The sequence below is a fragment of the Albimonas donghaensis genome (assembly GCF_900106695.1).
In the GTDB taxonomy this organism is placed as follows: domain Bacteria; phylum Pseudomonadota; class Alphaproteobacteria; order Rhodobacterales; family Rhodobacteraceae; genus Albimonas; species Albimonas donghaensis.
The window spans coordinates 955,539-964,464 of the sequence record NZ_FNMZ01000001.1; the positions used below are offsets into that span (position 1 = coordinate 955,539).

The window sequence follows — 8,926 nt, forward strand, 5'->3', positions numbered from 1 at the left end:
GGGAAACTTCGTTCCGCAGGGGGAGGATAGGGCGCGTTCGCGCGGCCCCGCCGAAGGTCCGCGCCCCGGCGTCCCCCGCCTCCCGCGCCCCCGCGGCGCCCGGCGGTCTTGCGAAGCCGGCTGCGGCGCCTGTAACTGCGCCCCCGGAACGATCCCGGCGCCCACGCCGGATCGCCCCCCGCGCCGCCGCCCCGACCGCGGGGCGCGCCCGACGCGAAGCGGCCCTGCGGAGACCCGACCATGCCCGACGCCTTCCGGCTCACTCTCGCCCAGCTCGATCCCAAGGTGGGCGACGTCTCGGGCAATGCCGAGCGCGCGCTCGCCGCCTGGGCGCAGGGCAAGGCCGAGGGCGCGCATTTCGTGGCGCTGCCCGAGATGTTCCTCGCCGGCTACCAGCCGCAGGACCTGGTGCTCAAGCCCGCCTTCGTCGCCGCCTGCGCCCGCCGGCTGGAGGCGCTGGCCGAGGCGACGGCCGACGGCCCCGCGCTGGGCATCGGCGCGCCGCTGGCGGGGCTTGAGCGGATCGAGAACGCCTATTTCATCCTGTCGGGGGGGCGCATCCACGCGCATGTGTCCAAGCATCACCTGCCCACTTACGGGGTGTTCGACGAAAAGCGCCTCTATCGCTCCGCCGACCCGTCGGGTCCGGTGCAGATCGGCCCGGCCCGCGTCGGCATCCCGATCTGCGAGGACGCCTGGTTCCCCGACGTGGCCGAGACCGCGGCCGAATCCGGGGCCGAGATCCTGTTCGTGCCCAACGGCTCCCCGTGGGAGCGGGGCAAGCACGACCTGCGCATGAATCTCATGGTCTCCCGCGTGGTCGAGACCGGGCTGCCGCTGATCTATCTCAACCGCACCGGCGGGCAGGACGACCAGGTCTTCGACGGCGGCTCCTTCGCGCTGAACGTGCATGGCGGGCTCGCGGCCCAGTTGCCGATGTTCGAGGAAGCGGTGGAGACGCTGACGCTGGAGACCGGCCCCGAGGGCTGGGCCTGCGCCCCCGGCCCCATGGCCCCGGTGCCCGACACGGCGGAGCTGGAATACAAGGCCATGGTCGTCGGCACCCGCGACTACGCCCGCAAGACCGGGTTCTCCAGGGTGCTGCTGGGGCTCTCGGGCGGGATCGACAGCGCCATCGTCGCGGCCATCGCCGCCGACGCCTTCGGGCCGGAGAACGTGCGCTGCGTGATGCTGCCCTCGCGCTACACGTCCGAGGAAAGCCTGCATGACGCGGGCGAGGTGGCGCGCAATCTCGGCGCGCCCCTGATGACCATTCCCATCGGCCCCGGCGTCGACGTGATCGGCGAAACCCTCGCCCCCGCCTTCGAGGGGCGCGAACCCGACGTGACGGAGGAGAACGTGCAGTCCCGCCTGCGCGGCCTCTACCTGATGGCGATGTCCAACAAGTTCGGCGAGCTGCTGCTGACCACCGGCAACAAGTCCGAAGTCGCGGTCGGCTACGCCACGCTCTACGGCGACATGAACGGCGGCTGGAACCCGATCAAGGATCTCTACAAGACCGAGGTCTTTGACGCCTGCCGCTGGCGCAACGCCAACCATCGCCCCTGGATGAAGGCTCCGGCCGGGGAGGTCATCCCGCCGCGGGTCATCGACAAGCCGCCCAGCGCCGAGCTTCGCCCCGACCAGCGCGACGACGACAGCCTGCCGCCTTACCCGGTGCTCGACGCCATCCTGCGCATGCTGATCGAGGGCGACGCCGCCATCGCCGACATCGTGGCGGCGGGCCATGACCGCGCCACCGCCGAACGGGTCGAGCACCTGCTCTACATCGCCGAATACAAGCGCCATCAGTCCGCGCCCGGTCCCAAACTGGGCGCCAAGGCCTTCTGGCTCGACCGCCGCTATCCCATCGCGTCCTCCTGGCGCGACCGAGAGGACGCCTGAGCCCGCCATGACCGACAAGAACCCGAACGAACACGACGACCCGACCGTCACGCCGGACGATGCGCCGGCCGACGCGGCCCCGCTCCGCAAACCGACCCGCGAGGAGATGCGGGACATGTCGGATGAGGAGATCATGGCCGCCCACGGCATGGAGTTGGGCCCCCGCCTTCCGGCCGAATTCCGGCTGATGGCGGGCAAGCAGGTGCTGCTGGCCTTTCTCTGCGCGCTGGCGGTGGGGCTGGTGCTGTCGCGGATCATGGATCCCGAGGGGCCGGGAGGCGACTCGGTCTTTCTGTGGGTCGCCGGCTTGGTCTTCCTCGCCGCCGGGCTGTTCTTCTGGAAGGAAGGGCGGGATCCGCGCCCGATCCTCGTGGTCGACGCGGACGGCATCACCGACCGCGCCTTCGGCCGCATCCCCTGGGCGGACATCGCCGCGTTCCGGATGAACGGCTCGCTGTTCAATCCGGGCTTCGGCTATTCGCTGAAAAAGGGCGTGGCGCCGCAGAAAAAGGCGGTGCTCTACAAGCTGCAGGCGGGGATGAACCGGCTTTCGGCGCTGCCCGAGCGGACCTTCCGCAAGCAGATGGTGGCGGGGGGCTGCGATCCGATGCTGCTCGCCTTCCGCAAGGCGCGCCCGGACCTCGAAACCCGATGACCCTCACCCGTTTCGCGCCCTCGCCGACCGGCCGCCTGCACCTGGGCAATCTGCGCGCCGCGCTGCTCAACTGGCTGATCGCGCGCAAGGCGGGGGGGCGGTTTCTGCTGCGGCTGGACGACACCGACCCGGTGCGCTCGCGGCCCGAATACGCCGACGCGATCCGCGAGGACCTGACCTGGCTCGGCCTGACCTGGGACGAGGCGTTCCGCCAGTCCGACCGGCTCGCCCGCTACGAGGCCGCGGCCGAGCGTCTGCGCGCCGACGGGCGGCTCTACCCCTGCTGGGAGACGCCGGACGAGCTGGCCCTCAAGCGCCGGGTGCTGCTGTCGCGGGGCCTGCCGCCGATCTACGACCGCGCGGCGCTGGACCTGACGGAGACCGAGCGCAACGCCCTGGCCGAAAGCCGCCCGCCGCATTGGCGCTTCAAGCTGGATCGGGAGCGGGTGGAGTGGCGGGACATGATCCTCGGCCCGCGTTCGGTCGACGCGGCCTCGGTCTCCGACCCGGTGCTGATCCGCGAGGACGGGCAGGTGCTCTACACGCTCGCCTCCGCCGTGGATGACGCCGAAACCGGGGTCACCGACATCGTGCGGGGCGCCGACCACGTGACCAACACCGCGGCGCAGATCCAGATCATGCGCGCGCTGGGGGGCGAGCCGCCGCGCTTCGCCCACCACTCGCTGCTGACCGGGCCGGAGGGGGAGGCGTTCTCCAAGCGCGCCGACGCCCTGTCGCTGGGCGCGCTGCGGGAAGCGGGGCAGGAGCCGATGGCGCTGCTGTCGCTGCTGGCGCGCCTGGGCACATCGGACCCGGTGGTCGCCCGCGCCGCGCCCGAGGATCTGCTCGACGGCTTCGAGCTGACGCGTTTCGGGGCCGCGCCGACCCGGCTCGACCCCGCCGATCTCGACCCGCTGACCGCCCGCATCCTGCACGAGGCGCCCTTCGCCGCGGTCCGCCCCCGCCTCGCCGCGCTGGGGATCGAGGGCGAGACCGCCGAGCCCTTGTGGCTGGCGGTGCGCGGCAACCTCTCGCGTCTGGCGGAGGCCGCCGACTGGGCCGCGATCTGCGCGACCGGCGCGCCCCCGAAGGTGGACCCCGAAGACGCCGAATTCGTCGCCGAGGCCCTCGCCCTCCTGCCGCCGCGCCCCTGGGGGCCGACCGCGTGGAAGGACTGGACCGCCGCCGCCAAGGCCGCCTCGGGGCGCAAGGGCAGGGCGCTGTTCCAGCCGCTGCGCCGGGCGCTGACCGGCCGCGATCACGGGCCGGAAATGGCCGCCCTCATGCCCCTGATGCGCGGCCCTCTCCCCACGCTTCCCGGTTGACCCGGCCCCCGCGCGTCCGCCGCGAGGCTTGACGCGGCGCGCTCCATGGCGCCCCCTTCCGCCCGGCGGCGCGCAGGCCGCCGGGGGAAATGAGGGAGCGGGCCCGGCGTGAGCATGGAGGCCGAGGGTCCGGGCCATGCGCCCGGTTCGGGGATGACGCCGGGGGGCGGGGCGGGAGGCGCGGGGCAGGGCGCCGCCGCGCCGTCGCGGTTCCGTCCGCCGCCGCTGCGCCTGTTGCTGGGCCTGCTCATCGCCCTGTGCGTCGCCGCCGCCGCCATCGCGGGGTTCCGCGGCATGCAGACCCTTCGCAGCCTCGAATCCGGGCTCAACGACCGGCTGCGGGTGATCCTCTCGCCCTATTCGGAGACGCAGGACCCCCGCATCTCCATCCTCACCGTCACCGAGGACACGCTGGCGCTGTTCCCCTACCGCTCGCCGGTGGACCGGGATTTCCTCGCCGATCTCATCATCCTGCTCAACGATGCGGGGGTGGCGGCGATCGGGCTCGACATCCTCATCGATCAGCCGACCGAGCCCGCCAAGGACCAGCGCCTGATCGAGGCCATCCGCGATTTCCCCGGCACGCTGGTGCTGGCCTGGGCCGACGCGCGGGCGGGGCTGCGTCCGGCGCAGGAGGCGTTCCTCGCCGATTTCATGGAACGCTCCGGCGCCATCCCCGGCTTCGCCACCGTGCGCTACGATCCCGACGGCGTGGTGCGCCGCTTCGAAAGCACCCTGCCGGGCGCCGAGCCGATGAGCTTTTCCGCCGCGCTGCTGACCGCCACCGACCAGCCGCTGTTCCCGACCGAGGGCCTGGTGGACTGGCGGCGCGAGACCCCCGACGGCTCGCCCGCCTTCCAGAAGATCGCCAGCCAGATCCTGCTCAACCCCGCCATGCCCAGGGCGATGTTCCGCAACTGGTTCGCCGGGCGCTACGTGATGATCGGCGCGGACCTGGAGCAGACGGACCGCCACCAGACCTCGCTGTCCGTGGACCCGACCATTTCCAACCGCACCAATCCCGGCGTGCTGCTGCATGCGCATGTGCTCTCCCAGATGCTCGACGGGCGGGAGGTGCGCGACTTCGACGTGCGCGGCTGGCCCGGCGCGGCGATCGTGGCGGTCATGGCGCTGATCGGCGCCGGCATCGGCATCTGGGGCGGCGCGCTCTACTGGCGGCTGGCGGCGCTGGCGGGGGCGGGGATCGGCTACGCGGCGCTCGCGGTCTGGCTGTCCTCGCTGGCCGGGCCCTATTTCCCGGTGGCGCCCGCGCTGATCGCTTTCGTGGTCTCCTTCGCCATCGGGGGCGCGACGGAGGCGTTCCTGTCCTCACGCGAAAAGCAGTTCATCCGCATGGCCTTCTCCCACTACCTGGAGCCGGCCATGGTCGACCGGCTGGCCCGCGACCGCTCCTCCCTGCGGCTGGGGGGGGAGCGGCGCGAGATCTCCTTCATCTTCACCGACGTGGCCGGCTTCACCGACATGTCCGAGAACCTGGAGCCGGAGGCGCTGGCCGAGCTGCTCAACGGCTATTTCGACGGCATGTCGGACATCATCGCCCGGCATTCGGGGACCATCGACAAGTTCATCGGGGATGCGGTGGTGGCCCTGTTCGGGGCCATGACGCAGGAGCCGGACCACGCGCTCAACGCCATCCGCTGCGCCGCCGAGATGGACGCCTTCGCCGAGGACTACCGCAGGGCCAACGCGCATCTGGGCCTGGGCGTGACCCGGATCGGGGTGCATACGGGCGTGGCCTCGGTGGGCAATTTCGGCGGGCGCAAGCGCTTCGACTACACCGCCATGGGCGACGCCATGAACACCGCGGCGCGGCTGGAGAGCATCAACAAGCGGCTCGGCACCCGGATCACCGTCTCCGAGGCCGCGCGGCTCTCGGCGCTGCGCTACGCCGACGAGACCCGCGGCTTGGCGGAGCTGCGCCCGGTGGGCCGCGTCATGCTGAAGGGCAAGGTCGAGCCGGTGGCGGTCTGGAACCTCGACCGCGTCGCCTCGCAGGCGACGCGGGACGCCTACGGGGCGGCTTTCGCGCGGATCGCGACGGGGAACTGGGCGGAGGGCGGAGCCGACGGCGCGGCCCCGGACCCCGCCGCAGCCCTCACGGCGCTGGAGCGGCTGGCGACGGCGCCCGACGCCCCTTCCGACGCGGCGCAGGACCCGCTGGTGCGCCTGCATCTCGAACGGCTGCGGGCGGGGGAGAGCGACGACCGCATCGTCTGACCCGCGCCTTTTCGAGCCGACCCCTCGAATTGTGAACGGATCGGCCTCGAATTCCCTGCCGTCGGCTGGTAGGTTCATCCTGCGTTACAGCCGATGAGCATAACGTATACGAACTCGCGCCATGGCGTAGACGTCGCCGCCCAAGTTCAAGATTCGACATGTGCGCTTTATCGCAGCGTCCGCATTCCCGCCGCGTTTTGGTGTCAGAGGGGATGAGACCCCCGGACCATGGAGAGTTTCAGATGAACCGGCTAGTCGCAGCCCTGTTCGTCGCGGCCTTCGGGCTTTCGACGCAGGCCGCCGCCGCCTCGGATTTCGTCGTGCTGGAGAGCAATGTCGCGTCCTACGCGCCCGGCTCGGTGATTCCCGGCAATGAGAATGTGCAGCTTGCAGGCGGCGCGCGCCTTGTGATGATCGCCTCCGACGGATCGACCCGCTCGGTGGCCGGTCCCTATGCGGGCGCCATCGCGGATGCCGGCGCCGACGCGCCCGGCGCGCTGGACCGCCTGGTGGCCTCGCGGGAAGAGAAGAACCACGTGGTCGGCGCCATTCGCGCCCCGTCCTGGGATCAGTGACGGACGACGGATGACCGCGGGCGCGCCCGGCGGCGCGCGGGGCGCGACGGCGACCGTATCGCCGCCGCCCGGCCCCAGGGTCGGCGCGGCTGCGGGGACAGGCGCCGCGGCATAGCGCCGGCAGGCGCGGGCCGGTTTGCGGAACACACCCCTGCGCCACAAAAAATCTCCTTGATCTCAGATGGTTAATCGAAACGGGAACGTCATGCCCGTTTGACCGCCATCGCCTCCGGATGCTATTAACGACCTGTTAGCTTTCGTAGCGGCGGGGGGTCTTTTGTTGCAGAGCGAGGGGTGCGTTGGCCGGGGGGTGACCTCGCGGCGCATTGGGCTGCGCGCCGCCGCTGTGGCTTCGCTCTGGGGCGCCGTCACGGCGGCGGCGCGCGCTCCGTCGCCCGAGACGGCCGGCGGGCCCATCGTCCGGGGCCGGAACGCCGCTCCCGCCGATGCGTCGGAAAACGCCTGCATTGCGGTTTTCCGCGGTTTTCGGGCGTTTCCGGCCGTGTTTCTCGCCGCCCTCTGCATTCCCGCCGTCGCCGAGGCCCAGCGTCTTCCCGCCGGTCTGCCCTCGTCGCTGACCAACGCCCCGTCCGCGATCCGCGCCGCCACCGACCGCACCCGCACCGAGGCGGCGGGGCCGCTGGGGCCTGAGTCCGAGCTGCGCTTCACCTCCCAGACCCCGCCCGCCAACGCCCGCGAAATCCGATTCGTCCTGCGCGGCGTGGAGCTCTCCGGCGGCGCCCTCTACGACACGGCCGAGCTTTCCCCGCTCTGGGAGTCCGCGCTCGACCAGGAGATCGACCTGGCCGAGGTCTTCGCCCTCGCCGCCCGCCTGCAGAACCGCTACCGCGACGACGGCTACCTGTTCACCCGCGTCGTGGTTCCCGCCCAGCGCATCGACGACGGCCGGGTGCGGTTCGAGATCATCGAAGCCACCCTGACCTCGGTGACCATCGAAACGCCGGGGCTGCCGCTCGGCCCCATGCGGGAGCTGGCCGAGCGCACCATCGCGCCCTTGCAGGGGCTCTCCAACCCGACGCTCGCGCAGATCGAGCGCACGCTGCTCCTGCTCAACGACATTCCCGGCGTGACCCGCGCCGCCGCCGTGCCCAAGATGGGCGAGGGCGGGCGCGGCGGCGTCGACCTGCATATCAACATGGAGCGCGACGCGGTGGGCTTCACGCTCTTCGCCGACAACCGCCAGTCGCCGCTGATCGGGCGAGGGCTGATCGGCGGGGTTCTGGCGCTGAACTCCTGGTCCCCCGCCGGGGACAGCACCATCGTGAGCTTCTTCAACTCGGCCGATGTCGACGACCCGTTCCCCGACGACTTTCAGGAACGGCACACGATCCAGGTCGAGCATCGCCGCATCCTCGACCCCTCCGGCCTCTGGGGCTCGTTCCGCGGCCTCTACGCCGAGAGCGCGCCGGGCGACCGGGTGGCGATCTTCGACATCACCTCCGACCAGACCGAGCTGACCGCCACCATGGGCTACCCGGCGGTGCGCAGCCGGGCGCTGAAGCTGGACGTGTTCGGCGGGTTCCAGACCATGTCGGTGAACTCGCTGACCCCGGCCATCGGCGGGCTGGGCCAGGATCTGGTTACCGACGACCGGCTGCGCGTCGCCTTCGCCGGAATGCGGGCCGAGTACCGCGACCCCTACGGCTCCGGCGAGGGGCGGGTGGAGCTGCGCGCCGGGCTCGACGTGCTCAACGCCAGCCCCAAGGGCAGCCCGGAGCTGAGCCGCCAGGACGGGGACCCGCAATTCTTCTCCCTGCGCGCCGAGCTGTCGCGGACCCAGCCCTTCGACGACCGGCTCAGCTTCTGGGCCAAGGGCTGGGCGCAGGCCGCGGACCGGCCGCTGCTGGCCTCCGAGGAATTCGCCATCGGCGGGCCGGAGCTGGGGCGGGCCTATCATCCGTCGGAACTCAGCGGCGATCTCGGCGCGGGCCTGTCGATGGAGGTGCGCTACGCCGACCAGGCGCATTGGGGCGATGTCGGCGTGCCTTATGAATTCTACGCCTATGGCGACATGGCCGAGGTGCGCAATCTCGACGGCGGCGCGCCGATCCACGCCTCCCTGGTCTCGGCCGGCATCGGCGTGCGCGCGCAGCTTCCCGGGGCGATGTCGCTGAACCTTGAACTGGCGCGTCCGATCAACCGTCCTCTGGCGCATACCCAGCGGCATGACTGGCGGGTGCTGTTCAGCGCCTCGAAGGATTTCTGAT

6 protein-coding genes are annotated in these 8,926 nt (G+C 71.6%); all 6 read left to right on the forward strand.

Annotated elements, in window-relative coordinates; genetic code table 11:
• Nucleotides 1-240 precede the first annotated feature (240 nt).
• The 6 genes from BLV24_RS04055 to BLV24_RS04080 all read left to right on the forward strand — a co-directional run bounded on the left by BLV24_RS04055 (nt 241) and on the right by BLV24_RS04080 (nt 8,925).
• Nucleotides 241-1,905 carry an NAD+ synthase gene (locus tag BLV24_RS04055; RefSeq protein ID WP_092679823.1) on the forward strand — a complete coding sequence of 555 codons (1,665 nt, stop codon included), beginning with the start codon at nt 241-243 and terminating at the stop codon, nt 1,903-1,905.
• A 7-nt stretch (nt 1,906-1,912) separates the two neighbouring features.
• Nucleotides 1,913-2,560, forward strand: a complete 648-nt coding sequence (locus BLV24_RS04060; RefSeq protein ID WP_092679824.1) for a hypothetical protein — start codon at nt 1,913-1,915, stop codon at nt 2,558-2,560.
• Nucleotides 2,557-3,885, forward strand: coding sequence for a glutamate--tRNA ligase (locus BLV24_RS04065; RefSeq protein WP_092679825.1), 1,329 nt, complete (start codon nt 2,557-2,559; stop codon nt 3,883-3,885). The genes BLV24_RS04060 and BLV24_RS04065 overlap by 4 nt, the downstream gene beginning before the upstream one ends.
• Nucleotides 3,886-3,999: 114 nt before the next feature.
• Nucleotides 4,000-6,123, forward strand: coding sequence for an adenylate/guanylate cyclase domain-containing protein (locus BLV24_RS04070; RefSeq protein WP_092679826.1), 2,124 nt, complete (start codon nt 4,000-4,002; stop codon nt 6,121-6,123).
• A 242-nt stretch (nt 6,124-6,365) separates the two neighbouring features.
• Nucleotides 6,366-6,698 carry a hypothetical protein gene (locus BLV24_RS04075; protein ID WP_092679827.1) on the forward strand — a complete coding sequence of 111 codons (333 nt, stop codon included), beginning with the start codon at nt 6,366-6,368 and terminating at the stop codon, nt 6,696-6,698.
• Nucleotides 6,699-7,200: 502 nt separating this feature from the next.
• Complete coding sequence (locus BLV24_RS04080; protein WP_176954610.1) at nt 7,201-8,925, forward strand: ShlB/FhaC/HecB family hemolysin secretion/activation protein; 1,725 nt, start codon at nt 7,201-7,203, stop codon at nt 8,923-8,925.
• Nucleotide 8,926: the final 1 nt, after the last annotated feature.

Coding starts and splice junctions, on each gene's coding strand:
- BLV24_RS04055 (WP_092679823.1), top strand. CDS start 241: ATGCCCGACGCCTTCCGGCTCACTCTCGCCCAGCTCGATCCCAAGGTG.
- BLV24_RS04060 (WP_092679824.1), top strand. CDS start 1,913: ATGACCGACAAGAACCCGAACGAACACGACGACCCGACCGTCACGCCG.
- BLV24_RS04065 (WP_092679825.1), top strand. CDS start 2,557: ATGACCCTCACCCGTTTCGCGCCCTCGCCGACCGGCCGCCTGCACCTG.
- BLV24_RS04070 (WP_092679826.1), top strand. CDS start 4,000: ATGGAGGCCGAGGGTCCGGGCCATGCGCCCGGTTCGGGGATGACGCCG.
- BLV24_RS04075 (WP_092679827.1), top strand. CDS start 6,366: ATGAACCGGCTAGTCGCAGCCCTGTTCGTCGCGGCCTTCGGGCTTTCG.